Genomic DNA, 24,911 nt, shown 5'->3' on the forward strand with positions numbered 1-24,911 from the left:
GTTCTCGGCTTTCTGTTGGGTCCCGGCTCTGCAGTGCGGTACTGCGCACCGCACTGCGTCCGGGACACGGGAGATCAACTGATCGTCGCGCCGCCGTCGATCACCATGGTCTGGCCGGTCATGAAGTCGCCGGCCTTCGATCCCAGGAACACGGCAGCGCCCGCGATCTCGTCGGGGATGCCGATGCGCAGGAGCGGCGAGCGGGAGGTCGAGGCCTTCAAATTCTCCGGATTGTCCCACAGCGCCTTTGCGAAATCGGTCTTGATCAGGCCGGGCGCGATGCAGTTCACGCGGATGTTGTCCTTGCCGTATTCGCAAGCGAGGTTGCGCGCGAGCTGCATGTCGGCGGCCTTCGAGATCGCGTAAGCGCCGAGGATGGTCGAGCCCTTGAGGCCGCCGATCGACGAGACGATGATGATCGAGCCGTCCTTGCGCTCGATCATCTGCGGCACCACCATCGAGATCAGCCAGTTGTTGGCGACGATGTTGTTATCCAGGATCTTCCTGAACTGGTCGTCGGAGATGCCGGCGAGCGGGCCGTAATACGGGTTCGATGCGGCATTGCAGACCAAAACGTCGATCTTGCCGAAGGCGCGGTTGCTCTCGTCGACCAGGTTTTGCAGGTTCTCCTTCGAGGAGATGTTGGCGGCGATCGCGACCGCCGTGCCCTTGCCGTATTTGTCATTGATGCCCTTGGCCACCTGCTCGCAGACGTCGGCCTTGCGCGAGGAGATCACCACCTTGGCGCCGTGCTCGGCCATGCGCTCGGCAATCGCTAACCCGATGCCGCGCGTCGAGCCGGTGATGACGGCGACTTTCCCCTTCATGTCGAACAAGGTCATGTTTCTCTCCCAGAGTATGAACTTCGTATTTTGATGTCATTCCGGAGCGATGCGAAGCATCGAACCCGGAAGACGGCTTACTCACGCCAGCTTCTTGACTTCAGGTCCCGCCGGCTGATGCATTGCCGCATGCGCGTCGTCGGCGATCCACGGCTGCTGGTTCACCATCGGCAGCCGCCAGACGGTACGCTCGGGACTTGCGAAATGATCGAGCCGCGTCACCGACACGTTGTCGATGTCGAATGCGAGCCCCTGCTCCGGCAGGTCACCGAGCGCAAGCCCGACGGCGGCCTTGATGGTGCCGCCATGAGCGACGGCGATGATGTCCTGGCCAGCCGCCTCGGCGTTGATCCGCTCGATGGTACGGCGCGTGCGGTTGTAGAGATCCATGAAGCTCTCGCCGCCGGGCGCGGGCTCGTTGATGTCGGCGAACCAACTCGTGCCGACCGGGCGGCTCGCGATGAACGCGGCGCGGTTCATACCCTGCCAGCGGCCGAGATTCTGTTCGGCGAGATCCGCTTCCCATTTCATTGACGCGGGCCGCGGGAAGCCGGTTGCCCAGATCGCCTCGGCGGTCTGGTGCGTGCGCATCAGGTTGCTCGAATACCAGACCGCCTTGCGTGGCAGCACCTTGGCAACGGCATTGAACACATAGGTATCACTGGTGTCGCACGCGATGTCGGACTGTCCGTAGATGTTGCCGCCGTCATTGCGCACCGGCGCGTGCCGCACCCACCACCACCGCGTCGTGACCACCTTCGGCTTGTCTGCGCCTGCCATCGAAACCCTTCCATCCCGTGTGATGTCGCTGTACGTCAGGTGTGAACGTGTCTCAAGACACTTTACCGTTTGAAATCTTGTTTGAAATTCCGTCGCGCGGCAAGGGCCGCGCACGAAGCAAAGGGAGAAGCGCATGGGCCGCCTGCAAGGCAAATCCGTCATCATCACCGGCGCCGGCAGCGGCATCGGTCGCGCCGCCGCACTGTTGTTCACCCGGGAAGGCGCAAAACTGATCGCGGTCGATCGCACCGAGGCGGTGAAGGAGACCGTCGCGGAAATCAAGTCCGCCGGCGGCGTCGCGGAAGCCATGGTGGCGGATGCGGGCTCCGAGCAGGACGTCATCGCCGTGATCGACAAGGCCGTGAAGGCGCATGGCCGGCTCGACGTGATCTGGGCCAATGCCGGCGTCTCCGGCGGGCTCGTTCCGCTTGCCGAGCAGACCGTGGAGCACTGGCAGGAGATTCTGCGCGTTAATCTGATCGGACCGTTCCTCGCGGTAAAATACGCCATGCCGCACATGGTCAAGCAACAGTCCGGAGCGATCGTGCTGACGGCGTCCGTCGCGGGCCTCAAGGCCGGTGCCAGCGGACATCCCTACGCAGCAAGCAAGGCCGGCGTGATCAGCCTGGTGCAGACCACGGCCTATTCGCTCACCGGAACCGGCGTGCGCATCAACGCGGTGTGCCCCGGCCTGATCGAGACCGGCATGACCAAGCCGATCTTCGATCGCGCCAAGGAGCGCGGCACCCAGGACAAGATCGGCCAGCTCAACCCGCTCAAGCGCCCCGGCCAGCCGCACGAGCTCGCCGCGATGGGACTGTTTTTGGCGAGCGACGAGGCCTCGTATGTGAACGGCCAGGCGTTCCCGGTCGACGGTGGCCTCACCGCGTCGATGCCGTATACCGGCAAGCCGGTGTAGCTCTCGTGTCCCGGACGCGCTGCAGCGCGCAAGCGGTGCGGCGCAGAGCCGGGACGCAGGAGACCGCAGGACTCACCGCGGCATGAGATCGGTTTGGCCGATACTGTTTCAAAATCGTCATTGCGAGCGCAGCGAAGCAATCCAGAATCCTTCCGCGGTGACAGTCTGGATTGCTTCGCTGCGCTCGCAATGACGGCGCAAAGAGCATCGTAGTCCCCTTCTGTAACTCGCATCTTCATTGCAGACACACCTTTGCAGCCTCGCGGCTGATCTCGCCCGAGCTTTGCGTCGGTGCCTCACCCTCGATTGAAAAGGGCGCAGGGAAGACCGGGTGCCGGCCGGGCACCCACGGTCCACTGTGCGAAAGCGTGTGCTTTACAAGATTGCACAGCGGCATACAGGTGAAGCCAAGCAGCCGGCCTTCCCTGCGCAGTGGGTTTACGGCTTATGTCGTGTTCTCCCCGGGGAGCGATGCACTATTGCCCCCGTCGCCTTGCAGATGGCTGATGCGCGCGCCCGGTTGGGCCGCCACATCACCGCAAGACTTGGCGCACAGACCCCGGGCGCCAGGACGACACGATTTTACCGTACGCGAACCGCACCCGTCGTTGACGCGACGCGTTCGCTCACGGTTGCCCGCCCTGCGAAGCTTTTCGCGCCGGTGTGACCCACGTCCACCGCCGCCGGGCCCGCGTTCGTGACGATCGCGATACGCCCCTCTTCGTTGGGCCGGGTTGCGGCGATACGTACGCCGTTTCCGAATTTCGGTAAAGTGGAATATTTTGGCGGCGTGCGTTGACCTAGGGCTCGCGTGTTTTGCCCGACGGGCAACGCAAGGCCTGGTAGCCCGGATGAGCGCAGCGACATCCGGGATTTCCGTCGGCACCGTCCCGGGTGTCGCTTCCGCCTTCGCTCGTTGAGCTACGGCGGACAAGTCGCTCACCCGGGCTACGGCCAGTGTCGTGTTGATTTGCCCATCCCGCCATCCCGTTGGTATGGTTCATGCAAGCCCTTCAGCTTCCATTCCCCTGACTAGATCCTGAAAATGCAGAACCCAAGACCCGATCGCATCCGCCGCCTTCTCGCCGACCTCGTCGGCTTCGACACCGTCAGCGACCGCAGCAACCTGCCCCTGATCGCCCATATCGAAAGTTACCTCGCCGCGTTCGGCATCAAGGGCGAGCGCATCGTCGATGAGACCGGCGAGAAGGCCTCATTGTGGGTCACGATCGGACCGGCCGACCGACCGGGTCTTGTCCTGTCAGGCCACACCGACGTCGTGCCCGTGGTCGGGCAGGACTGGAGCCACGATCCGTTCAAGCTGATCGAACGCGACGGCAAGCTCTACGGCCGCGGCACCACCGACATGAAGGGCTTCGTCGCAGTCTGCCTTGCGATGGTGCCGGAGATGCTGGAGGCAAAGCTCGCAACACCGATTCATCTGGCGATCTCCTATGACGAGGAGATCGGCTGCGTCGGCGTGCGGCCGATGCTGCGCGAGATCACGAAGAAGAAGGTCAGGCCGCTCGGCGCTTTCATCGGCGAGCCGACCCAGATGCAGGTCATCATTGGCCACAAGGGCAAGCACGGCGTCCGCGCCACATTCCACGGCCTCGCCCGCCACTCCTCGATCGCGCCGGACGGCGTCAACGCGATCGAATATGCCGCCGAGTTGATCACCGAGATCCGCCGCCGTGCCGTGAAGCTCGCCGCCGTGCGATCGAGCGACAGCCTGTACGACGTTCCGCACTCGACGCTGCTCACCAGCATCGTGCACGGTGGCGCAGCGCTCAATATCGTGCCCGACACCTGCACGGTTGAATTCGAATGCCGCGGCATCGGGATCACGGAATCGCGTGAGGTCACCGATGCGATCGTCGCCTGGGCCAAGGCCGAGCTCGAGCCGGCAATGAAGGCGAAGCACGCTGAATGCGGCATCGATTTCGAGGAGATCCTGGACTATCCCGCGCTGGACACTGCCGCCGACGCTGCGATCGTCACGCTCGCCAAGAGCCTTGCGGGACGCAATGACCACGCCAAGGTCGCCTTCGGCACCGAAGCGAGCCTGTTCGCCGACATCGCCGACATTCCATCCGTCGTGATCGGACCGGGATCGATCGCACAGGCGCATACGCCGGACGAATTCGTGGAGATGGCGGAGCTGGAGAAGTGCGCGGGATTCGTGGAGCGGCTGATCGCGCATTGTGCGAAGTGTGATTCTTTGGCGACGCGGCGTAAGGGGTAAGCCCGCCATTCACCGCAACGGCAGACAGATGGTGGGCACAGCGCTACGCGCTCTTGCCCACCCTGCAGGAGCTGCTCGACTGCGAAAGCTAAGCCGCGCGGACCTCGCTGAGGAATTGCGCGACTTCGTCCTGCAGCCTGCTGCTCTCGGTGGCCAGCGATTTGGCCGAGGCCAGGACCTGCGATGACGCCGCGCCGGTCTTCTGCGCGCCAGCATTGACCTTGGTGATGCTGCCGGAGACCTCGCGGGTGCCATCCGATGCCTTCTGCACATTGCGGGCGATCTCGGTGGTAGCTGCGCCCTGCTGCTCGACCGCAGCTGCGATCGTCGTGGCGATGCCAGATATCTGCGAGATGGTGTCGCCGATCTGCTTGATCGCGACGACTGAATCGTTGGTTGCACTCTGAATCGACGTGATCTGGCCGCCGATCTCACCCGTCGCCTTTGCGGTCTGGGCAGCAAGTTCCTTGACCTCCTGCGCGACCACCGCGAAGCCTCGACCGGCGTCCCCAGCCCGGGCGGCTTCGATGGTCGCGTTGAGCGCCAGCAGATTGGTCTGCTCAGCGATGGTGGTGATCAACTTGATCACGTCGCCGATCCGGTTCGCGGCATCGGATAGCGCATTGATGCGGTCGTCGGTTGCACGAGCCTGTTCGACGGCCGCAGCCGCGATCCTGGTCGATTCTTGCATCTGCCGGCTGATCTCGTGGATCGAGGCGGTGAGTTCGTCCGTCGCCGAGGCCACCGACTGGACGTTGGTCGAGGCATTCTCCGACGCGCCGGTCACCACGGCCGCCAGCTCCTGGGTGTGTTCGGCCGTTTTGGTCAGCGTGCTGGCGGTTGTCTCCAGCTCGGACGAAGCGGTGCTGACACTGCCGACGATCTGTTGCATCGTCTGTTCGAAACGCTTGACGAGACTGTCGAGCAGATTCGCCCGGCGATCCTTAGCGGCGCGCTCGGCCTCTTCCGCGCCCTGCAAGGCCCTGGCGCGCTTCAGCCCATCGCGGAACTCCACCATCGATTGCGCGATGATGCCGATCTCATCGCTACGCTCGGTCTCCTCGATCGCAACATCCAGATTGCCGGCCGCCAACGTCCTGGTCGTGCTCTCGATTTTCGACAGGCTGCGGACCACGAAGCGGTACATGTAGGCGCAGAGCATCAGGACGGAGATCACCAACAGCCCGATCGAGGCCAGCGAAGCTGTTCGCCACAGCGCGGCGCGCGACGACGCATCATCGATACTCGCCTGGGTTCGCTCGTCCAGCATCACGAAGAAGCGATCGATCGGCTCCATGATCTGCGACTTGTACTGATGATAAGTCTTTGAATGCAGCAGCTCGATCGCGCGCGCGCGATCCGGCGCCGCAAGCGGGTTGCCGTTCTTGTCCTTGCCCTCAACCAGGTTCATCGCTTCGACTTCGAGATTCACGAGGCCGTCCGAATTCTTCTGTGCCTGTTCGAGTTGCTTGAATTCGCCGTCGGCGAAGCCCTGCCGCTTCATCAACGCCGAGAGTGCAACGGTCTCCGCATCCGGGCGCGGCTTCGCCGTCCCGCCCGCGACGAAGTCCCAATAGATGCGGTGATAGGCTTGCGGTCGCGGCTTTTCGCCGTTGCGGATGCTGAGGATATCGAGGTATTGCGCCTTGTAAGCGGCATCGCCGGTCACGACGTAGGTCCGGCCGAGGCGGGTGAGATCATCGGAGCTCTGGCGGAGTTCGTCGGCCAGCAGGTAGGAGCGGTAGCGATTGTCATAGGCGGCCGCTTCGTCCGCCGATGCGCCGCGCGATTTCATGATCGACACGGCCGTCGTCATTCCAGCAAGCACTGAAATGCTACTTAGAATGATGAACGTCGTTCTGATCGTCGGCATCGGCGCCTCCAGCTTTCCTCAATCGGGAAAAACTAGAAAGACACGCTTTATGGTCGGTAAAATTTGAGCTCCGTACTTCTTCGTAGGAGCTTGTAACAAATGTTAAGCCGAATTCTTCCGCATAAGCCGAGTGCCTCGCGCACAACAACCTTGGGGGCGAACGCGTTCGCCTCGAAAGAGTTGCGCACGTGTGGCGCGCAAATCGCCAGGCGCGAGACGACGCGTACTCCCGACCGTCGTTATAGGAATATTCCGATGGCTTCGCTCGCGCTGACGCTGGAACAAGCTCGCCTCGGTGTCATGCCCCGGCTTGACCGGGGCATCCAGTACGCCGCGGCTTCTCGGTTCGAGCATTCCTGTCTCCGGAATACTGGATTGCCCGCTTTCGCGGGCAATGACACCGAGTGTGTGGGACGGGGATTGACACAATCGAAAAAGGCGCGGCCATCGGCGCGCCTTGTTCTCTTACACCGCGCCCGCCTTCTGCGCGTATTCCCAGGACGCCTTCGACAGCGGCACGGTGCGCTTGGCTGACTCCAGCGCTTTGGCGTTGGCGGCGGTGCCGTCGCGGACGCGACCGGCGATACCTTGCGTGATGCCGGCGAGGCGGAAGAGGTTGTAGGCGAAGTACCAGTTGAGATCCGGCACGGTCATCTTGGTGACGTTGCAGTAGATCTGCGCCGCCTCTTCCAGGCTCGGGATGTTGAGCGCCTTGAGGTCGACGCCATCGAGGCCAGGCATGATCCACTGCATCAGCAGATAGGTGAAGTCGGCCATGGGATCGCCGAGCGTCGAGAGCTCCCAGTCCAGCACGGCCTGCACGCGCGGTTCCGTCGCGTGGAAAATCATATTGTCGAGGCGATAGTCACCATGAACGATCGAGACGCGCGCCTGCTCGGGCACGGTCTTGGGCAGCCATTCGGCGACCTTCTCGAACTCAGGAATGTGCTGGGTTTCGGACGCCCGGTATTGCTTGGTCCAGCGGTCGATCTGCCGCGCAAAATAGTTGCCGGGCTTGCCGAAGTCGCCGAGGCCGATCGCGACAGGATCGAACATATGGAGCTTCGCCAGCGTCTCGATCTTGCTGGTGAAGATCTTGCGGCGCGCATCGGCATCCTGGCTCGGCAGCGCCGGATCCCAGAACACCCGGCCCTCCTCCATCGACATGATGTAGAAGGCGGCGCCAATGACGCCGTCGTCCTGGCACAGCGCGTAGGCGCGTGCGACCGGAAAGCCCTGCTTTCCAAGGGCTGCGATGACGCGGTATTCGCGATCGACCGCGTGCGCGGACGGCAGCAATTTGCCGAACGGCTTGCGGCGCATCACGTAGGAGCGGTTCGGCGTGTTCAGCCGATAGGTCGGGTTGGACTGGCCGCCCTTGAACTGGAGGACGACCAGCGGGCCCTCATAGCCTTCGACGTTCTCGCGCATCCAGGCCTCAAGCCGCAGCTCGTCGAAGCGATGCCGCTCTTCGACCGGTTTGGTGCCCGAGAACTCTTCGTCTTTCCTGACGCCGTCAGCCACGGTGACGCTCCCTCTTCAGTCCTGACCATTTCAGGTCGAGCATGATCCTAATCGGTAACCGCTGACGCACTTGCGTCAAGCGGTCACCGGATCACGCCCTGTCGTTTCTTCAGATCGGGAGCGCCGCAGGGCCCTCCCGCTCAGTGACTTGGAGAGTTTGCATACTTCCGAAGTTCAAGCCTGGCAATGGCGCGATTATGCACCTCGTCCGGGCCGTCGGCGAGACGGAGCGTGCGGATGTGGGCGTAGTCCTTGGCAAGGCCCGCTTCATCCGAGACGCCGCCGCCACCGAAAGCCTGGATCGCCTCGTCGATGATCTTCAGCGCCATGTTGGGCGCTGCGACCTTGATCATGGCGATCTCGGCCTGCGCAGTCTTGTTGCCGACCTTGTCCATCATGTCGGCCGCCTTGAGGCACAGAAGCCGGGTCATCTCGATGTTGGTGCGGGCCTCGCCGATGCGCTGCTCCCACACGCTGTGCTCGACGATCTTCTTGCCGAAGGCGGTGCGCGAGGCCAGCCGCTTCACCATCTTCTCCAGGGCTTCCTCGGCCTTGCCGATGGTGCGCATGCAGTGATGAATACGGCCCGGACCGAGACGGCCCTGCGCGATCTCGAAGCCGCGGCCCTCGCCAAGCAGGATGTTCTCCTTGGGCACGCGCACGTTCTCGAGCAGCACCTGGGCATGACCGTGCGGCGCATCGTCGAAGCCGAACACGGGCAGCATCTTCTCGACCTTGATGCCGGGCGTGTCGAGCGGAACCAGGATCTGCGACTGCTGCTGGTGCTTGGCCGCCTTGAAATCGGTCTTGCCCATCAGGATCGCGATCTTGCAGCGGGGATCGCCGACGCCGGACGACCACCATTTGCGGCCGTTGATGACGTAGTGATCGCCGTCCTTCTCGATCCGCGTCTCGATGTTGGTGGCGTCCGACGAGGCCACGGCGGGTTCCGTCATCAGGAAGGCGGAGCGGATCTCGCCGTCCATCAGCGGGCGCAGCCATTTGCGCTTCTGCTCCTTGGTGCCATAGCGGATGAACACTTCCATGTTGCCGGTATCAGGCGCCGAGCAGTTGAACACTTCAGAGGCCCAGGTGATGCGGCCCATCTCTTCCGACAGCAGCGCGTATTCGAGATTGCTCAGTCCCGCGCCGCGGAATTCGTCGTCCTCGTGCTCGGACGGCGGCATGAACATGTTCCAGAGGCCCTCGGCCTTGGCCTTCTTCTTGAGGTCTTCCAGGACCGGAATGACCTTCCAGCGATCGCCGGCCTTGTCCTGCTGGTCATAGACCGGCACCGCCGGACGCACATGCTTGGCCATGAAGGACTGCACGCGGTCGAGCCATTCCTTCTGCTTGGGGGACAGGTCGAAATCCATGGGACGCTCCTCGTCTTGCTTTGCGATCTCGTTTGCGCCGGACTGTCCTCCCGCCGCGCGCGGCTCGCAAGCGCGAATGCGCGCGCCTTTGCGACCACTTCGGAATGTGATCGCAAGTTGCGAACGAGTCCCGATTGCGGATTGACTTTTCCGGCCTTCAAACGATAGTTTCATACAAGTGTTTGAATTGCAACTCCCTCATCTAGGGCGCCCATGGCCAGCGATCATACGAGGTCTGCCATTCTCGCCGCCGCCGAGCGGCTCTATGCCGATCGCGGCTTCAGCGACGTGACGCTGCGTGACATCGTCGCGGAGGCCAATGTCAACCTGGCCGCGGTGAACTATCATTTCGGCTCGAAGGACGAGCTGATCGCGGAATTGTTCGTCACCCGCTCGATCGCGACCAACCGCGAGCGCCTGCGGCAACTGAAGGATGCCGAGGAGCAAGGCGGCGGGCGCGCGCCGATCGAGGCGATCCTGCGCGCGTTGGTCGGCCCGCCGCTGCGAGGCTGCCTCGGCCCCGAGAACCAGCGCTCCACCGCGGCACGCTTCATGATCCGCGCCTCGATCGAATCCGTGCCGCCGATCCGCCGCATCAAGAACCGCGAGATCGACCATTTGCGGAAATTCGCCGGGGCGATGCGCAGGTCCCTGCCCGACCGCAGCGACGTCGAGATCTACTGGGGCCTCAACTTCGCGCTGGCCATGGCGCACCACACCATCCGCGAGAGCGAGCGGCTGACCAAGCTGTCGGAAGGCAAATGCGACCTCGACGACGTCGAGGACGTGGTCGCGCGCGTCGTCACCGTCGCGACAATGGCGCTGACGGCGGGAAAGGTCGAGACAAAGGCGCCGGCCCGCGCATTGGCGCGAGACGTGCGATAAGCCCAGCTCTCAGGTGGAGCGGGCAATCTCGATTTTTGTCTCCAATCGGAGAGAGAGCGCGGGTTATACCCGCTGCGGCATCTCCTCGGCCTCTTCCTTGGCCAGCAGCAGCAGCATCTCGATCCCCATCTCGCCTTCCTGAGGCGAACGGATGAACTTGATCTCGTCGGAGCTTTGCCGCAGCGCGGCAACGATGGCGACGGCCTGATTGGCGGTCGCCGCCTCGGTCGCCAGAATTCCCTTCTGGTTCTTTGCCTGGAACCCGATCGTGTAGGACATTCACTTCCCTCCCGAACTCAAGTGGAGAGATCGGATCAGAGTCTGGCACGGAACGGAAGCCTGTGCGACTACGGACCGGGGTTATCTGGGGATTGCGCGCAAGCCTCGGGCAAGGCTGCAGCGCAACGTCACGCGGCCATCGCCCCGCGATCGGAAACGATCCGTCGGAGCGGCCGATACAGCAGCGCTAGATGATGCCCTGCTGCTTCAGCTGCTCGATCTTGCCGGCATCATAGCCGAGCTTGCCGCCGAGCACCTCCCCCGTATGCTCGCCGAGCAGCGGCGGCGCGCGGTAGTCCTTGATCGGCGTTTCCGACAACGTGAGTGCGTTGCGGACCAGCGAGAGATCGGGCTCGAAGGGATGATCGACCTTCACCCGCATGCCGCGCGACTGCACGTGCGGATCGGAGAACACCTGCTCGAAATTGTTGATCGGGCCCGAGGGCACGCCGGCCTCCTCCAGCTTCTCCAGCCAGTAGGCCACCGGCTTCTTCAGGAACAGGCCGGCGAAGATCGCCATGATCTCCTTGCCGTGCACGACGCGGTCGTTGTTCTTGACGAAGCGCGGATCGGTCGCGAGCCCGGGCTCGCCGAGCACGGCGCAGGTGCGCTGGAACTGGCCGTCATTGCCGACCACCAGCATCAGCTCGCCGTCGGTGCAACGGAACACGCCGGCGGGCATGCCGCCATTGCCCCAGGTGCCGCGGCGCGGCGGCGTCTTGCCGTTGACGAGGTAGATCTGCAGCCAGTGCGACAACGAGGCGATGACGGTGTCGAACAGGCAGACGTCGATGTGCTGTCCCTGCCCGCCATTGGCGTCGCGATGGTAGAGCGCCGAGAGGATCCCGATCGACGAGTTCATGCCGGTCATGTAGTCGACGATGGACGGGCCGACCTTCATCGGGCCCTCGCCCGGCTCGCCGTCGATATGGCCGGTGACGCTCATCAGCCCGCCCATCGCCTGCAGGATCGCGTCATAGCCGGCGCGCGGCGCGTAAGGCCCGGTCTGACCGAAGCCGGTCACCGAGCAATAGATGATGCCGGGGTTGATCGCCTTGATCGATTCATAGTCGAGGCCGTAGCGCTTGAGATCGCCGACCTTGTAGTTCTCCATGAAGACGTCGACGTCCTTGGCGAGCTCGCGGATGATGGCCTGCCCCTCGGGCTTGGCGATGTTGACGGTGACCGACTTCTTGTTGCGGTTGGCGCAGAGATAAAACGAGTTGTTGTTGTTGGCCTTGCCTTCGGGATCGGCGAGGTAAGGCGGGCCGAAGGCGCGTGCGTCGTCGCCGGTGCCCGGCCGCTCGATCTTGATGACCTCCGCACCCAGATCCCCCAGCATCTGGGCCGACAGGGGCCCGGCCAGCACGCGGGTGAGGTCAAGGATCTTGATGCCTGAGAGCGGCAGGGCCGACATGTCGATTTCCTCCGGGGAACTGGGATCTTGGCGCGGCGGCTCGTAGCTCTGGTCGCGCACCCTGCCGATACACCATTTTCGGGCCCCGAGCACTGCACTCCCGGCATACGGCTATCCCTCGCACGGCAGCAAGGATCGCCTGGGTGTCGAATTCCGCGCCGCGAATAACGCTAGGTCAGGACCGGGGCCATCCGCGGCCTTCGCCGTCCCAGCAGCACCAGCATCACCACGGCCGCGCAGGAGCAGACGAAGGTGAGACCGAGCGCAGCGCGGCTACCGAACTCCGTCAGCAACCCGGCAAGAAGCGGCGGCGAGATGGCGGAGGCGATGTTGAGCGGCAGCGCGATCATCGACATTGCCTTGGCGAACTCGGCCTGGTCGTAGAACACCAGCGGGATCGTCGCCCGCGCGACCGCCATCGCGCCACTGCCGGCGCCGTAGAGCAGGATGAAGACCGCGACCGCCCAGGTCGTGCCCTCGCTCAGCATCAGGAGCAGCATGGCAACGGGCAGCGCCGTCCCGGCGACGAGGCCGGTCGTGATGCCGTCCCACCGCCCGCCGCCGAGGAAGTCGAGCCCGCGCGCGCTGACCTGGATCACACCGAGCATCGAGCCGAAGGCAATGGCTTGCGCGGGCGCAAGCCCCTCGGCACGCAACAATTCGACGAAGACGGCGCTGAGACCAAATGAAACGAACGCATTGAGGGTAATCGCACAAACGACGAGGCCGAACGTGCTCCGCGGAGTCCGGGGCACGTCCACGTGCTTTGCCGGCGTGGCGCCGTCCTGCGTTGGCACGGTCCGGCGGGGTGCTGCGAACGCATAGAGCGGAAGCGACACGAGAAGCAGCATGGCGGCATAGACAAGGCACGTTCCACGCCAGCCGAGATGACCGCTGAGAAACGATGTCGTCGGCCAGAAGATGCTGCCGGACAGTCCGGTCACCAGCATGAGCGCGCCGATGGCGCTCCTGGCGCTCTGCCCCGCGACCTCGTTCAGCATGATATAGGCGCCGGTCGAGAGCGTGGCGCTGCCGGCCAGGCCAAAGACGATCCAGGCGGCGAAGTAAAGCATCGGCTCGCGCGCGAAGAACAGAAGAACGAATCCGGGCACTGCGACGATCGTCCCGATCATCATGACCTTGCGCGCGCCATGCCGCGCGAACGCCTTGGCAAGCCAGGGTGCGCACAGCCCCATGGTGACATAAAGCACCGAAGTCCCGGCGAACACGGCCGGCAGGCTCATGCCCAGATCCGCCGCCATCTCACGGCCGACGATCGCGGGAAGCCCGATCGTGCCCCAGCCGATGAGTTGAGTGATGGCAAGCACCAGCAGGACCTCGATGAGCCTGCCGTCAGATTTCAAGAACTGCATTCCAAATATCGCCTGCCCGGCGGGCGCAGATTGCGCCGGCAAGTCGGTCTTACCCGCAGATTCAGGTCACGGAAATGACGGTACCGAATGGCACCGCGGCGTCAGCCGCAGAGCACGCGCGCTTTAGGATGTGTGGCCGGGCTCGATATGTTTCGGGGTCTTCTTGTCGCGCTGCGGCGTCATCCTGGCCGGGTCAGGCGCGCCGGGGACGCCGCGCGGCCCGAGCTGCTCTCGCTGCATATCCTCTTCGGAATGGGGTGGCTCGACACCGTTCGGCTCACGGGGCTTGGTCATCGCGGCCTCCTTCGTCACAACTGTTCCGCGGTCCGGCTCTTGATGCCGAGGGCGTTCTCACCAGCTTCGCGGCCGGGCACGCTGACATGGACCTCGTGTCCCTCGCGTAGGGCCAGGGATGCCGCGGCGACCGCCGACTCGAAGGCGGCTTCCTTGGTGGCATATCTGCTCTTGACGTCGCCGTCATGCAGCACGCCCCACTCGTCCTGCACCGGCACGATGGCGTATTGAGCGAGGCCCATTGTCCAACTCCTTGGCGTTCAGAAACCGTCTGCCCGATAACGCGCCGGCGGGCTTAACGTTGCGTCAGCTGCGGGTGCGTCGCGCTGACCCGCCACACCGTATTGCCGCTGTCGTCGGCAACCAGCAGCGCGCCGGACTTGTCGATGGCGACGCCGACGGGGCGTCCGCGCGCCTGATTGTCGCTGTTGAGGAAGCCGGTCACGACATCCCGCGCCGGTCCGCTCGGCTTGCCGTCCGCAAACGGCACGAACACGACCTTGTAGCCGTTCAGCGCCTGCCGGTTCCAGCTGCCATGCTCGCCGACGAAGGCACCGCCCCGATAGTCGCTCGGCAGGCTGGTGCCGGCGTAAAATGCCATGCCGAGCGGAGCGACATGCGAGCTCAGCGCATAATCCGGCACGATCGCCTTGGCGACGAGGTCGGGCCGCTCCGGCTTCGCGCGAGGATCGACGTGCTGGCCCCAATAGCTGTAAGGCCAGCCGTAGAAGCCGCCGTCCTTCACCGAGGTCATGTAGTCGGGCACGAGATCCGGACCGATCTCGTCGCGCTCGTTCACCACCGTCCACAGCGCGCCGGTCTGCGGCTCGAAGCTGAGGCCGTTCGGGTTGCGCAGGCCGCTCGCGAACACCCGCCAGCGGCCGCTGGAGCGCTCGATCTCGAGGATGGCGGCGCGGTTGTGCTCGGCCTCCATACCGTTCTCGGCGATGTTGCTGTTGGAGCCGACCCCGGCATAGAGCTTCGAGCCGTCGGGGCTGGCAACGAGGCTCTTGGTCCAGTGATGATTGATCGGCCCGCCCGGCAGGGGCGTGAGCACCGTTCCGGGCGCGGTGATCCTGGTATCGCCCTCGGTATAGGGATATCTGACGATCGCGTCGGTGTTGGCGACGTAGAGATCGTTGCCGACCAGCGCGACGCCGAACGGCGAGTTGAGATGGTCGAGGAAGACGCTCCGCGTATCCGGCACGCCGTCGCCATTGTTGTCACGCAGCAGCGTGATGCGGTTACCCGGCCCGCTGTCGCCGCCGCCCGACGTCGCCCAGGACTCGATGTAGCCCATCACGAATTCCTTGGGACGCTTGATCGGAGCCCCCTTCGGCGCCTTGGACTCCACCACCAGCACGTCGCCATTGGGCAGCACGTAGAGAAAGCGCGGATGCTGCAAGCCGGTCGCGAACGCCTTGGCCTGCAGCCCCGGTGCGACGGTGGGCGCCTCGTCCTTCTTCCAGCCGACGATGCGGGCGATGTGGATCGGCGGCATCAGATATTGCTGGAATTCCGGCAGCACCGGATTGGGGCCGATTTGCGCGTTGGGATCGCCGCTGCCGTCGTTGCAGCCGGCCAGACACAGCAACGCAGTGCACGACAGCGCGCGGACAATCGAAGCGTTCATCGCGCAACTCCCACGCCGTGACGATAGACCATGGCCCAGCCGAGCCAGCCGGTGACGGGCAGGATCAAAACGGTGACCGCCGAAAGCACGAGCCCGGTCGGCCACACCGAGGTCCAGCCATCGCGCATGTGGATCATCAAGTTGAAGATCGCCAGGATCAGCGCCACGGCATTGCCAATCAGATGCGGCCAGGCCGGCGGCTGCGCCCGCACCATGCGGTTGCCGAAGAAATCAGTCAGGCCCGCGATCGCGGCGAGCACGCCGAAGACGACGCCGACGACCAGAAGCCAGGCGGAAAAATCCGCCCACATGATCTCGGCGCTGGCGACATAGGCGATGTCGGTCAAGAGCGCGCCGATGAAGCACGCGATCGGGATCGGCACCAGCATCGGATGAATCGGATGACCCGCGATTTGCGCCGTGGAATGCACGCGCACGTCGTCTTTCACGGTTGGCCTCGTGTGACTTTCGCCCTGCCCGACCGGCCAACTCACGCGTGGGGTGATGGTTCCTGCAACCGCTCGATGGCACGGGCGGATTGCTGGGGGTCAGATCAGCGGAGGTCCCTGCCGCAGATTCATGTGCCGGTTGACGTCCTTGTAGAGCAGATAGCGAAACCGGCCGGGGCCGCCGGCATAGCAGGCCTGCGGGCAGAAGGCGCGCAGCCACATGTAGTCGCCGGCCTCGACCTCGACCCAGTCCCGGTTCAGCCGGTACACGGCCTTGCCCTCGAGGACGTATAATCCGTGCTCCATGACATGCGTCTCTGCGAAGGGGATCGTCGCACCCGGCTCGAACGTGACGATGTTGATGTGCATGTCGTGCCGCATGTCGGCGGGATCGATGAAGCGCGTGGTTGCCCATCGCCCCTCGGTGCCCGGCATCGATACTGGTTCGACCGAGTCTGCGTTGGTCACGATCACATCGGGCTCGGCCAATCCGGGCACGCGTTGATACAGTTTGCGGATCCAGTGCAGCTGCGCCGGCGTCTCGCCGCGGTTACGAAGGCTCCAGGCGCAACCGGGCGGCAGATAGGCGAAGCCACCGGGCTTGAGCTCACGCTCTTTGCCCGCCAATTTGAGGACGAGGTTTCCGCCGACGACGAACAACGCCCCCTCGGCATCCTTGTCGGGCTCGGGAATTTCACTTCCGCCACCCGGCGCGATGTCCATGAGGTAATGAGAAAACGTCTCGGCGAATCCGGAGAGCGGTCTCGCCAGCACCCAGAGGCGCGTGCCGTCCCAGTGCGGCAGATGGCTGACGACGATGTCGCGCTGCACGCCGCTCGGGATGACCGCGTAGGCATTCGTGAAGACGGCCCGGCCGCTCAGAAGATCGGTCTGGGGCGGAAGGCCACCCTGCGGGATGTGATAGGTTTGCGATGACATCAATAAGCCTCGTGGAGGTTACCGGGGGTCAGCTTGCGGCTATCCCGAGTTCGAGCTGGATGATCTCGTCCAGCCAATATTCTTCGAGATTGTCGCCACCACCCTTTCGATCGACCACGAGGAACGAGCTTGCGTCCTTCAGGACCAGCAGCGGGTGGTGCCAGCAGTTTCGGGCATAATTCACGCCCTGCTTGCCGTTGGCCGCGAACGCCCGGTAGCTCGAGAGGTCGCGCGGATCCGCGCAAACCAAGACCAGCCAGTCCTGTCCGTTCAGCGGCATGAACAGCTGACTTCCGAGGGGATGGCGCTCCATCAGGCGAATGGCGATCGGCGCGGGCCGCGCAGAGGCGATGAACCAGCTGATGTTGACCTGTCCGCCTTCCGCGCCGACATCGATATTGGCGAGTTCGTTGTAGCGCGCGGCATAGCCCTGGTTGATCGACAGCGGCGTAGCCCCTGCCGTTTCGACGACCTCGCCGAACGGCGCGAAGGCCTGCTTCGTCAAGGACTCGATCGAGAGTGTCGTCATCGATGCCTCGGCGTTCAGGAAGTTTGCAGACCCGCCACGGGCGCGTTCGCACCGGCCGGGTCGATCAGAAGAGGCTCGCTCGGAGGAACGATCTCGCCATCGAGGATGCGACGCGCCTTGGCGCGATCGAGGTCCCCCTCCCACGAGGCGACGACGACCGTGGCAACGCAGTTTCCGACATAGTTGCCGAGCGCACGGGCGATGCCGATGAACCAGTCCACCGACAGGATCAGCACCAGTCCGATCGCCGGGATGGCCGGAATGGCGGCCAGCGTCGCCGCGAGGACGACGATGGCCGAGCCCGGCACGCCATGCGCGCCCTTCGAGGTGAGCAACGCGATGCCGAGGATCGCCAGCAGATCGCCCGTGGCGAGCGGTGTGTTGGTCGCCTGCGCAATGAAGACCGCGGCCAGGGTCAAATAGATCGAGAAGGCATCGAGATTGAACGAGTATCCCGTCGGAATGACCAGACCGACCGTAGAGCGCTTGATCCCAAGCTGTTCGAGCTTGCGCATGGTCTGCGGCAGCACGCTGTCGCCTGCAGCGGTGCCGAGAACGATCATCAGCTCTTCGCGCAGATAGACCAGCAGCTTGAACAGGCTGAAGCCCGAGAGCCGCATGATCGCGCCGAGCACGACGACCACGAAGAAGAGCACCGCCAGATAGAACAGGGCAACGAGCCCCCCGAGCTGCTTGAGCGAGCCGATGCCGTATTTGCCGACCGTGAAGGCGATCGCACCGAAGACGCCGATCGGCGCGAGGCGGACGACGAAGTTCATCATCTTGAAGATGATCTCGTTCACCCGCTCGACGAATTCGACGACCGGCCTCGCGCGCTCGCCGCACAGCGACATGGCGCAGCCGAACATGATCGAGACGATCAGCACCTGGAGCACGTCCCCGGAGCTGAAGGCGCCGACCATGGTCGAGGGGATGAGCTTCATCAGAAATTCGGAGACGCCGCCGCCGGCGACCTGCGCCGCGGTCTGGCTGAAGCCGCTGAGCGCCTTGGCGTCCAGCGTCCGCGGGTCGATGTTCATTCCGGCGCCGGGCTGGAAGTAGTAGGCGAGCGCGATGCCGAACACCAGGGCGATGGTGGTGACGACCTCGAAATAGAGCAGCGCGCGAATGCCGACCCTTCCGACCTTCGAAAGATCGCCGGCCGCGCATATGCCCTGCACCACGACGCAGAACACGATGACGGGCACCAGCATCTTGATGAGCTTGATGAAGCCGTCGCCGAGCGGCTTCATCTGCAAGGCGGTGTCGGGATAGGCCATGCCCAGCGCAATGCCGGCCGCGAGGGCGACGACCACCTGGAAGAAGAGTGATTTGAAAATCCTGGGCATGGCTTTCCTCGCGCGCTGAGCTTGCATCTGCTTGGCTTGGTCGGCCTTGAGCCTTTGCCATTCTTGTCGTTGGCGGCGAAACCAGGTCGCCGCGGACGGAGCCATTCGGTGCGGCAGCACGCAAGCAGCCTCCATCGTCATTCGTTGACCAGACGCGCTGCCAAGTCCAATATATAGAACGACACGATTGATAGGGTTTCGCTATGGATCTGCGCCAGCTCCGGTATTTCGTCGCGGTCGCCGAGGAGCGCAGCTTCACCCTCGCCTCCCGGCGGCTGAACCTCTCGCAGCCGCCGCTCAGCCAGCACATCCAGGCGCTCGAAGCCGAGCTCGGGACCCAGCTCCTCTACCGGACCAGCCGCAAGGTCGAGCTGACGCAGGCCGGTGACGCCATGCTGGTGCGCGGGCGCGCGATCCTGCAACAGGTCAAGGTCACCGAAGACGAGGTCCGGTCGATCGGCGCGGGCCTGGTCGGGACGCTGGACGTCGGAGCGACCGGCTCGATCCTGCGCGGTCGTCTCGCCGAGCTGCTCGCCGCCTACCGGAAAGTTGCTCCGCAAGTGAGAATGACGGTGCATGAGCAGGCGCCGGCGCTGCAGATCGCAGCGCTCCTCAACCGCACCACCAACATCTGCCTCATTCGCGGCACCCCTGCCGAGCGCGACCTCTCCAGCAAGCTGGCATGGCGCGAAGAGGTCGTTCTCGCACGTCGTGCTGGATCCGAACAGCTCCGATTTCGCCCGCTACGTGCAGACATGCTGTGTCGACGCCGGCTTTCTCCCAAAAGTGTCCCAGCAGGTCGTCGACGCCCAGTCGATCCCGAGCCTGATTGCCGCAGGCTTCGGCGTGGCACTGGTGCCGCAATCGATCGCGCGGTTCACGACCACCGACATCGTCTTCCGCCCGATCAGGCCCTCACCGCCCACGGCAGACGTGTTTCTGGTGTTCAGGAAGGACGAGACGTCGATGGTCGTGCACAATTTCATCAAGCTTGCGCTTCGATATCTCAACCAGCGGAGGGATTGAGCCGAACGAAAGCTTTGGCCGGCCATGTGCGAGACGATAGAGAGGCCGACCAGAGCCGCCAAACCCATCCAACTCTGCATCGACCGGCAGATAAGCCCGTTCTCACACTTCCAACCATTGCGCGCGAACTTCGGCGTTTGACTTCAGTTGCTCGGGCGTCCCTTCGAAGACCACACGGCCGTGTCCCATGACGTAGACGCGGTTCGAGATCTTCATCGCAATCGACAGCTTCTGCTCGACGAGGAGAATGGCGACGCCGGCTTGCGCAATGCGTGCGATCAGATCACCAACCTGTTGGACGATGAGCGGCGCCAGGCCCTCGGTCGGCTCGTCGATCATGATCAGGTCCGGATCGCCCATCAGCGTGCGGCAAGTCGTGAGCATCTGCTTTTCGCCGCCGGACAGCACCCCCGCCTCCGTGTCGGCCCGCGCGGCGAGATTGGGAAACATGTCGAGCATATCCTGGAGCTGCCATTTGCCGGGACGTCGCGTGTCCTTGATGCCGAGGAGCAGGTTCTGGCGAACGGTCAGACCCGGAAAGATGTCCCGATGCTCCGGCACATAGCCGAGCCCGAGACGCGCGATCCTGTAGCTGGGCAGCCCGGCGATGTCCTTGCCTTTGAAGCGGATCGTGCCTTGCGGCACGACCTCGCCCATGATCGCCTTGACCGTTGTCGAACGCCCGACACCATTGCGCCCGAGCAGGCTCACGACCTCGCCCGCGGCGACATCGAGGTCAACGCCCTGGAGAATGTGGCTCTTACCGTAATAAGCGTGCAGGTCCCTGACCTCGAGCATCAGTGCGCTTCCTCGCCGAGATAGGCTTCCTTAACCTTCGGATCGCGCCGGATCTCCTCCGGCGTGCCCGAGGCGATGATGTGGCCGTAGACCAGCACGGAAATACGATCGGCAAGGCCGAACACGACGCTCATGTCGTGTTCGACGATGACGAGGGTCTTGCCTTCGGTAAGTCGCCGGATCAGCGCGACTGCACGTTCGGTCTCGGCGTGGCTCATGCCGGCGGTCGGCTCGTCCAGAATCACCACGGTGGCACCGCTGGCGATGGTGATTCCGATCTCGAGTTCGCGCTGCTCGGCGTAGGTCAATAAGCCCGCCGGAACATCGCGCCGATGCGTGAGATGGATGTCGTCGAGGATCTGCGCCGTGCGTTCGCGCACCTCAGGCAGGCTGTCGACGTTCTTCCAGAACGCGTAGCGATGCCCCGTCGCCCACAGCACGGCACAACGGACGTTCTCCCAAACCGACATGCGCGCGAACACATTGGTGACCTGGAACGACCGCGACAGCCCGCGCCTGTTGATCTCGAACGGCCTCAGACCTGAGATCACATCGCCATTGAGCCTCACCTCACCCGAGGTCGGTCTGATATGGCCGCTGATCAGGTTGAACGTCGTGGATTTGCCGGCGCCGTTCGGACCGATGATGGCATGACGCTCGCCTTGCGCGACGCTGAGATTGAGATCGCGGATGATGCCGACATTGCCGAAGCGCTTCTCGACAGCGCGGACCTCGATGGCTGCCGTCATGCCAGATACCCCCGGTCGCGCGCGACCGTCGCCGCACGGTCCCAAGCATCGGCGACCCGCCGCCAGCTCAGGCGCGCCAAGAAGAAGCCGCCGAAGACGAGAAGCGCCGCACTCGCCCACGTCACTGGCGACGCCGGGCTGAAGGCAACGCCGAACAGGTTGATCGGACTGCCCTGGCCGCTATGCGTGCGCGCGATCGACTCGATCGTCAGGATCACGCCGCAGGCCAGCGCGAGGGTCGGCACCGCTGCGACGAGGTACGACGGAATCAGTGTCGGCAGAGTTCCGGCACGAGCCAGCGGCCGGTGCATCATGACCAGCCCGGCAATCCCGCCCGGGGACAGCATCACGATGCCGATGAAGATAATGCCGAAATAGAGCTGCCACACGCCCGTGACGCTGGTCAGCCCAAGCTGCAGATAAGTCACGAGGATCGCGCCGAGGATCGGGCCAAAGAAGAATGCGACGCCGCCGATGAAGGTCGAGAACAGGACGAGGCCGGACTGGATCGCGCCCAGATAGGCCGAATTGGCGATCTCGAAGTTGATCGCAGCCAGTCCCCCGGCGACGCCGGCGAAGAAGCCGGCAAAGCAGAAAGCGATGTAGCGGACCACATGGGGATCATAGCCGATGAACTGAACGCGCTCGGGATTGTCGCGCACCGCGTTGCTGATGCGGCCCAGCGGCGTCCGCGTCAGCGCGTACATCGCGATCGCGGAGATCACCAGCCAGAACGCGATCAGGTAGTAAACCTGAAGCTGCGGGCCGAAGGTCCAGCCGAACATTTTCGGCAGAGCCGTGCGGTCGGTCGAGACTCCGGACTCGCCGCCGAACACGGAACGTAGAATCAGCGAGGAGGATGCCACCAGTTCGGCAATGCCGAGCGAGATCATCGAGAACACGGTGCCGGCGCGCTTTGTCATCACCCAGCCGATGATCATCGCGAAAGCGAGACCGCCGAGCCCGCCGAACAGCGGGATGAACGGCAGAGGGATCGGCCAGCCATGCGACACCACCGCATTCATCACATGGCAGGCCGCGAATCCGCCGAGCCCGTAATGCACCGCATGGCCGAACGACAAGAGGCCGGTTTGGCCGAGCAGGATGTTGTAGGACAGCGCGAAGACGATCGCGATGCCGATCAGGCTGAAGGACGTGAGCGAGCCGCCGGAGGAGAAGATCATCGGCAGCACGATCAGCGCAGCGATGCCGACGAGCCAGACGCCGTAGAAGCGCAAGGCATCACCGGCGGGCTTGTCTGCAACCTTCGATGCGGAAGTCGTCGTGGCGCTCATGTTTCGCGCGTCCCCATCAGGCCCATGGGGCGCACAATCAGAATGATCACCAGCAGGAGGTACGGCACGATCGGCGCCACCTGGGCGATCGTGACGTTCCAGATGTCGGTGAGAACGGAGGGGCCCATCGACGGATCGAGCGGACCGAAGGCACTCGCGAGCGAACCGTTCAGCGCGACCGCGAAGGTTTGCACCAGGCCGATGACGAGCGAAGCGATGAAGGCTCCCGGCAAGGAGCCGAGGCCGCCGAACACGATGACCACGAACAGGATCGGCCCCAATGCCGCGGCCATATCGGACTGGGTGACCAGCGCCGGACCGGCGATCACGCCGGCAATTCCCGCCAGCGCGCTGCCGACGCCGAACACCAGCATGAAGATGCGTCCGACATTGTGACCGAGATGCCCGACCATGTGGGGATGCGTCAGCGCGGCCTGAACAATCAGGCCGACCCGCGTGCGCTTGAGCACCATCAGCAGCACGATGAAGATCAGGATCGATACGACCAGCATGAAGATCTTGTAAGCGGGATAATTGGTCGAGAAGATCGTGAAGGCCGGAAAGTCGAGCAACGCCGGCACGCGGTAATCGACCGGACTCCTGCCCCACATCATCGCGACGATTTCCTCGATCGCGAAGGCGAGACCGAAAGTCAGGAGCAGCTCCGCGACGTGGCCGTGCTTGTGCGTGTTGCGCAGGCCGTAGCGCTCGACCGCCATGCCGATCGCGCCGACCAGCAGGGGTGCCAGCAGCAGCGCCGGCCAGAAGCCGATCCATTTGGTGAGCTGGAAGCCGAAGAACGCGCCGAGCATATAGAAGCTGGCGTGGGCGAAGTTGAGCACGCCCATCATGCTGAAGATGACGGTCAGGCCGCTCGACAGCAGGAACAGCAGCATGCCGAACAGCAGACCGTTTAGTGTCGATATAACGATCAGTTCAAGCACAGCATTCAAACCTCTAGCCGAGACCGAAGAGGCCTCGGCAAATTTGTCGGTCCCGTACGCGAACCTCAACCATTCCCGCGGCCTCCATTGGCCGCGGGAAGGCGAAGCTATTCCAGCTTACGGCCGGGTCATCTTGCAGGTGGTGGGAACGGTCGTCTTGGAAGTATCGACCTTCGAGACCAGGTGCCATCCCCAGCCGGTGCCTTCCTCGTCGAACGGCTCGTTTGCAGCGAGCTTGCCGAACGAGGAGATGTAGATCGGCTGGAAGAACTGGTGATCGTCCTTGCGCATGAAGCCCTCGCCACCGTCCAGCACCTCGAATTTGAGATCCTCGAGGGCAGCCGCGACCTTCACGGGGTCAAGCGAGTTGGCCTTCTCGGCCGCGGCCTTGAACATGCGCATCTCGTTGACCGCGCGCGGATACCACAGCGACATGTTGACCTTGGCGCGGAAGGTCTTCTCGAAGTCCATTGCCGGCTGGTGGCCGGAATTGGCAAAGCCTTCCGTGATCTGGAACACCTGATGGTCGAGGCCCGTCTGCTTGATCGCGGTCGGACCACCGGCACCGCCGGCGTAGTAGGTGTACCAATTGACCTTGAGGCCCGCGTCCGCAGCTGCCTTGAGCAGCAATGCGATGTCCTGGCCCCAATTGCCGGTCACGACGCTGTCGGCGCCCGAAGCCTTGATCTTCGCGATGTAGGGCGAGAAGTCGGTGATCTTCAGCAGCGGATGCAGTTCGTCGCCGACGATCTGGATGTCCGGCCGCTTGGCGCCCAGCATCTTGCGCGCATCGGCGCGCACCGACTGGCCGAAGGAATAGTCCTGATTGATCAGGTACACCTTCTTGATCGCGGGGACATCCTTCATATAGCTGGTGAGCGCTTCCATTTTGATGTCCGAGCTGGCATCCCAGCGGAAATGCCAGAAGCTGCATTTTTCATTGGTTAGGCTCGGATCGACAGCGGCATAGTTGAAGTACAGGACTTCCTTGCCGGGATTGCGCGTGTTGTTCTTGGTGACGAAATCGGACAGCGCGGCGGCCACCGACGAGCCGTTGCCCTGCGTGATGTAGCGGGCGCCGGCGTCGATCGCCTTCTGCGCCTGCACCAGGCTTTCCTGCGGATTGGTCTTGTTGTCGAGGGGCAGAATCTCGATCTTCCGGCCGAGGATGCCGCCCTTGGCGTTGATCTCGTCGGCGAGATACTGGAACGTCTTCAAGCCGCCTTCACCAACGCTGGCGCCGCCGCCGGAGAGCGGATCGATGTAGCCGATCTTGATGGTTTCCTGCGCGAATGCCGTGCCTCCGAGCACCGTCAGCGCTGCCGCCGCAGCAATTACGAGCCTGTGCATCCTGGCTTTCTCCCTTTTGGATGTTCTTGTTCCTTGGCGATCG

General features: G+C 63.7%; 23 protein-coding genes and 1 pseudogene. 4 read left to right on the plus strand and 20 right to left on the minus strand.

Going from position 1 to position 24,911, the window contains the following annotated elements; all coding sequences use genetic code 11:
- Positions 1 to 74: 74 nt before the first annotated feature.
- Entirely contained in the window at positions 75 to 842 is a 768-nt protein-coding gene (locus BCCGELA001_RS22965; RefSeq protein ID WP_008549476.1) for an SDR family NAD(P)-dependent oxidoreductase, read from the minus strand.
- Between the two features lie 81 nt (positions 843 to 923).
- Positions 924 to 1,622: a histidine phosphatase family protein gene (locus tag BCCGELA001_RS22970; RefSeq protein WP_008549478.1), complete on the minus strand. Its 699-nt coding sequence runs from the start codon at positions 1,620 to 1,622 to the stop codon at positions 924 to 926.
- Between the two features lie 133 nt (positions 1,623 to 1,755).
- On the opposite strand from BCCGELA001_RS22970, the gene BCCGELA001_RS22975 reads away from it, so the two are divergent.
- Both BCCGELA001_RS22975 and argE read left to right on the plus strand, forming a co-directional pair.
- The gene (locus BCCGELA001_RS22975) at positions 1,756 to 2,541 is read left to right on the plus strand and encodes an SDR family NAD(P)-dependent oxidoreductase (RefSeq protein WP_008549480.1); all 786 of its coding nucleotides are present in this window, start codon (positions 1,756 to 1,758) and stop codon (positions 2,539 to 2,541) included.
- Positions 2,542 to 3,586: 1,045 nt separating this feature from the next.
- Positions 3,587 to 4,786, plus strand: coding sequence for an acetylornithine deacetylase (gene argE / locus BCCGELA001_RS22980; RefSeq protein WP_060736386.1), 1,200 nt, complete (start codon positions 3,587 to 3,589; stop codon positions 4,784 to 4,786).
- Between the two features lie 88 nt (positions 4,787 to 4,874).
- On the opposite strand, the gene BCCGELA001_RS22985 is transcribed toward argE, so the two are convergent.
- The 3 genes from BCCGELA001_RS22985 to BCCGELA001_RS22995 all read right to left on the minus strand — a co-directional run bounded on the left by BCCGELA001_RS22985 (position 4,875) and on the right by BCCGELA001_RS22995 (position 9,559).
- A complete protein-coding gene (locus BCCGELA001_RS22985; RefSeq protein ID WP_083543376.1) occupies positions 4,875 to 6,659 on the minus strand; it encodes a methyl-accepting chemotaxis protein in 1,785 nt (594 codons plus the stop codon).
- A 465-nt stretch (positions 6,660 to 7,124) separates the two neighbouring features.
- The gene (locus BCCGELA001_RS22990; RefSeq protein WP_008549490.1) at positions 7,125 to 8,183 is read right to left on the minus strand and encodes a phosphotransferase family protein; all 1,059 of its coding nucleotides are present in this window, start codon (positions 8,181 to 8,183) and stop codon (positions 7,125 to 7,127) included.
- Between the two features lie 140 nt (positions 8,184 to 8,323).
- A complete protein-coding gene (locus tag BCCGELA001_RS22995) occupies positions 8,324 to 9,559 on the minus strand; it encodes an acyl-CoA dehydrogenase family protein (RefSeq protein ID WP_008549491.1) in 1,236 nt (411 codons plus the stop codon).
- A gap of 213 nt (positions 9,560 to 9,772) precedes the next feature.
- Here BCCGELA001_RS22995 and BCCGELA001_RS23000 point away from each other — a divergent pair, with 213 nt between their 5' ends.
- Complete coding sequence (locus tag BCCGELA001_RS23000; protein ID WP_060736388.1) at positions 9,773 to 10,444, plus strand: TetR/AcrR family transcriptional regulator; 672 nt, start codon at positions 9,773 to 9,775, stop codon at positions 10,442 to 10,444.
- Between the two features lie 63 nt (positions 10,445 to 10,507).
- On the opposite strand, the gene BCCGELA001_RS23005 is transcribed toward BCCGELA001_RS23000, so the two are convergent.
- From BCCGELA001_RS23005 to dctA, 10 genes are all read right to left on the minus strand, one after another.
- Positions 10,508 to 10,723, minus strand: coding sequence for a hypothetical protein (locus BCCGELA001_RS23005; protein WP_060736389.1), 216 nt, complete (start codon positions 10,721 to 10,723; stop codon positions 10,508 to 10,510).
- Between the two features lie 187 nt (positions 10,724 to 10,910).
- Entirely contained in the window at positions 10,911 to 12,140 is a 1,230-nt protein-coding gene (locus BCCGELA001_RS23010) for a CaiB/BaiF CoA transferase family protein (protein ID WP_060737786.1), read from the minus strand.
- Between the two features lie 170 nt (positions 12,141 to 12,310).
- On the minus strand, positions 12,311 to 13,513 hold the full coding sequence (locus tag BCCGELA001_RS23015) for an MFS transporter (RefSeq protein WP_060736390.1): 1,203 nt from the start codon (positions 13,511 to 13,513) through the stop codon (positions 12,311 to 12,313).
- A gap of 123 nt (positions 13,514 to 13,636) precedes the next feature.
- Positions 13,637 to 13,807 carry a hypothetical protein gene (locus tag BCCGELA001_RS38455; RefSeq protein ID WP_193409733.1) on the minus strand — a complete coding sequence of 57 codons (171 nt, stop codon included), beginning with the start codon at positions 13,805 to 13,807 and terminating at the stop codon, positions 13,637 to 13,639.
- 14 nt (positions 13,808 to 13,821) lie between these two features.
- A complete protein-coding gene (locus BCCGELA001_RS23025; protein ID WP_008549523.1) occupies positions 13,822 to 14,049 on the minus strand; it encodes a hypothetical protein in 228 nt (75 codons plus the stop codon).
- 53 nt (positions 14,050 to 14,102) lie between these two features.
- Positions 14,103 to 15,440, minus strand: coding sequence for a PQQ-dependent sugar dehydrogenase (locus tag BCCGELA001_RS23030; RefSeq protein WP_008549525.1), 1,338 nt, complete (start codon positions 15,438 to 15,440; stop codon positions 14,103 to 14,105).
- Positions 15,437 to 15,889, minus strand: coding sequence for a DUF2231 domain-containing protein (locus BCCGELA001_RS23035; RefSeq protein ID WP_008549527.1), 453 nt, complete (start codon positions 15,887 to 15,889; stop codon positions 15,437 to 15,439). The genes BCCGELA001_RS23030 and BCCGELA001_RS23035 overlap by 4 nt, the downstream gene beginning before the upstream one ends.
- Before the next feature lie 99 nt (positions 15,890 to 15,988).
- Positions 15,989 to 16,828, minus strand: coding sequence for a bifunctional allantoicase/(S)-ureidoglycine aminohydrolase (locus BCCGELA001_RS23040; protein WP_008549529.1), 840 nt, complete (start codon positions 16,826 to 16,828; stop codon positions 15,989 to 15,991).
- Positions 16,829 to 16,856: 28 nt separating this feature from the next.
- Positions 16,857 to 17,357 carry an ureidoglycolate lyase gene (locus BCCGELA001_RS23045; protein ID WP_008549531.1) on the minus strand — a complete coding sequence of 167 codons (501 nt, stop codon included), beginning with the start codon at positions 17,355 to 17,357 and terminating at the stop codon, positions 16,857 to 16,859.
- Positions 17,358 to 17,371: 14 nt separating this feature from the next.
- Positions 17,372 to 18,706, minus strand: a complete 1,335-nt coding sequence (gene dctA, locus BCCGELA001_RS23050) for a C4-dicarboxylate transporter DctA (protein ID WP_063921158.1) — start codon at positions 18,704 to 18,706, stop codon at positions 17,372 to 17,374.
- A gap of 203 nt (positions 18,707 to 18,909) precedes the next feature.
- Between dctA and BCCGELA001_RS35600 the strand changes: the two are divergent.
- Positions 18,910 to 19,732, plus strand: a pseudogene (locus BCCGELA001_RS35600) (LysR substrate-binding domain-containing protein).
- A 102-nt stretch (positions 19,733 to 19,834) separates the two neighbouring features.
- On the opposite strand, the gene BCCGELA001_RS23065 reads toward BCCGELA001_RS35600, so the two are convergent.
- The 5 genes from BCCGELA001_RS23065 to BCCGELA001_RS23085 all read right to left on the minus strand — a co-directional run bounded on the left by BCCGELA001_RS23065 (position 19,835) and on the right by BCCGELA001_RS23085 (position 24,868).
- Positions 19,835 to 20,530, minus strand: coding sequence for an ABC transporter ATP-binding protein (locus BCCGELA001_RS23065; RefSeq protein ID WP_008549546.1), 696 nt, complete (start codon positions 20,528 to 20,530; stop codon positions 19,835 to 19,837).
- On the minus strand, positions 20,530 to 21,279 hold the full coding sequence (locus BCCGELA001_RS23070; RefSeq protein ID WP_060736393.1) for an ABC transporter ATP-binding protein: 750 nt from the start codon (positions 21,277 to 21,279) through the stop codon (positions 20,530 to 20,532). The genes BCCGELA001_RS23065 and BCCGELA001_RS23070 overlap by 1 nt, the downstream gene beginning before the upstream one ends.
- Positions 21,276 to 22,574 carry a branched-chain amino acid ABC transporter permease gene (locus BCCGELA001_RS23075; protein WP_060736394.1) on the minus strand — a complete coding sequence of 433 codons (1,299 nt, stop codon included), beginning with the start codon at positions 22,572 to 22,574 and terminating at the stop codon, positions 21,276 to 21,278. The genes BCCGELA001_RS23070 and BCCGELA001_RS23075 overlap by 4 nt, the downstream gene beginning before the upstream one ends.
- Positions 22,571 to 23,518: a branched-chain amino acid ABC transporter permease gene (locus BCCGELA001_RS23080; RefSeq protein ID WP_008549560.1), complete on the minus strand. Its 948-nt coding sequence runs from the start codon at positions 23,516 to 23,518 to the stop codon at positions 22,571 to 22,573. Before BCCGELA001_RS23080 ends, BCCGELA001_RS23075 begins: the two co-directional genes overlap by 4 nt.
- Positions 23,519 to 23,635: 117 nt before the next feature.
- Positions 23,636 to 24,868, minus strand: a complete 1,233-nt coding sequence (locus tag BCCGELA001_RS23085; RefSeq protein WP_060736395.1) for a branched-chain amino acid ABC transporter substrate-binding protein — start codon at positions 24,866 to 24,868, stop codon at positions 23,636 to 23,638.
- Between the last annotated feature and the right edge of the window lie 43 nt (positions 24,869 to 24,911).

Origin of the sequence: Bradyrhizobium sp. CCGE-LA001, from assembly GCF_000296215.2 — a bacterium.
Lineage (GTDB): Bacteria > Pseudomonadota > Alphaproteobacteria > Rhizobiales > Xanthobacteraceae > Bradyrhizobium.

What these genes read in the sequence shown, in the direction of transcription:
- BCCGELA001_RS22965 (WP_008549476.1), bottom strand. Translation starts at nt 842, where the DNA reads ATGACCTTGTTCGACATGAAGGGGAAAGTCGCCGTCATCACCGGCTCG.
- BCCGELA001_RS22970 (WP_008549478.1), bottom strand. Translation starts at nt 1,622, where the DNA reads ATGGCAGGCGCAGACAAGCCGAAGGTGGTCACGACGCGGTGGTGGTGG.
- BCCGELA001_RS22975 (WP_008549480.1), top strand. Translation starts at nt 1,756, where the DNA reads ATGGGCCGCCTGCAAGGCAAATCCGTCATCATCACCGGCGCCGGCAGC.
- argE (WP_060736386.1), top strand. Translation starts at nt 3,587, where the DNA reads ATGCAGAACCCAAGACCCGATCGCATCCGCCGCCTTCTCGCCGACCTC.
- BCCGELA001_RS22985 (WP_083543376.1), bottom strand. Translation starts at nt 6,659, where the DNA reads ATGCCGACGATCAGAACGACGTTCATCATTCTAAGTAGCATTTCAGTG.
- BCCGELA001_RS22995 (WP_008549491.1), bottom strand. Translation starts at nt 9,559, where the DNA reads ATGGATTTCGACCTGTCCCCCAAGCAGAAGGAATGGCTCGACCGCGTG.
- BCCGELA001_RS23000 (WP_060736388.1), top strand. Translation starts at nt 9,773, where the DNA reads ATGGCCAGCGATCATACGAGGTCTGCCATTCTCGCCGCCGCCGAGCGG.
- BCCGELA001_RS23005 (WP_060736389.1), bottom strand. Translation starts at nt 10,723, where the DNA reads ATGTCCTACACGATCGGGTTCCAGGCAAAGAACCAGAAGGGAATTCTG.
- BCCGELA001_RS23010 (WP_060737786.1), bottom strand. Translation starts at nt 12,140, where the DNA reads ATGTCGGCCCTGCCGCTCTCAGGCATCAAGATCCTTGACCTCACCCGC.
- BCCGELA001_RS23015 (WP_060736390.1), bottom strand. Translation starts at nt 13,513, where the DNA reads ATGCAGTTCTTGAAATCTGACGGCAGGCTCATCGAGGTCCTGCTGGTG.
- BCCGELA001_RS38455 (WP_193409733.1), bottom strand. Translation starts at nt 13,807, where the DNA reads ATGACCAAGCCCCGTGAGCCGAACGGTGTCGAGCCACCCCATTCCGAA.
- BCCGELA001_RS23025 (WP_008549523.1), bottom strand. Translation starts at nt 14,049, where the DNA reads ATGGGCCTCGCTCAATACGCCATCGTGCCGGTGCAGGACGAGTGGGGC.
- BCCGELA001_RS23030 (WP_008549525.1), bottom strand. Translation starts at nt 15,440, where the DNA reads ATGAACGCTTCGATTGTCCGCGCGCTGTCGTGCACTGCGTTGCTGTGT.
- BCCGELA001_RS23040 (WP_008549529.1), bottom strand. Translation starts at nt 16,828, where the DNA reads ATGTCATCGCAAACCTATCACATCCCGCAGGGTGGCCTTCCGCCCCAG.
- BCCGELA001_RS23045 (WP_008549531.1), bottom strand. Translation starts at nt 17,357, where the DNA reads ATGACGACACTCTCGATCGAGTCCTTGACGAAGCAGGCCTTCGCGCCG.
- dctA (WP_063921158.1), bottom strand. Translation starts at nt 18,706, where the DNA reads ATGCCCAGGATTTTCAAATCACTCTTCTTCCAGGTGGTCGTCGCCCTC.
- BCCGELA001_RS23065 (WP_008549546.1), bottom strand. Translation starts at nt 20,530, where the DNA reads ATGCTCGAGGTCAGGGACCTGCACGCTTATTACGGTAAGAGCCACATT.
- BCCGELA001_RS23070 (WP_060736393.1), bottom strand. Translation starts at nt 21,279, where the DNA reads ATGACGGCAGCCATCGAGGTCCGCGCTGTCGAGAAGCGCTTCGGCAAT.
- BCCGELA001_RS23075 (WP_060736394.1), bottom strand. Translation starts at nt 22,574, where the DNA reads ATGAGCGCCACGACGACTTCCGCATCGAAGGTTGCAGACAAGCCCGCC.
- BCCGELA001_RS23085 (WP_060736395.1), bottom strand. Translation starts at nt 24,868, where the DNA reads ATGCACAGGCTCGTAATTGCTGCGGCGGCAGCGCTGACGGTGCTCGGA.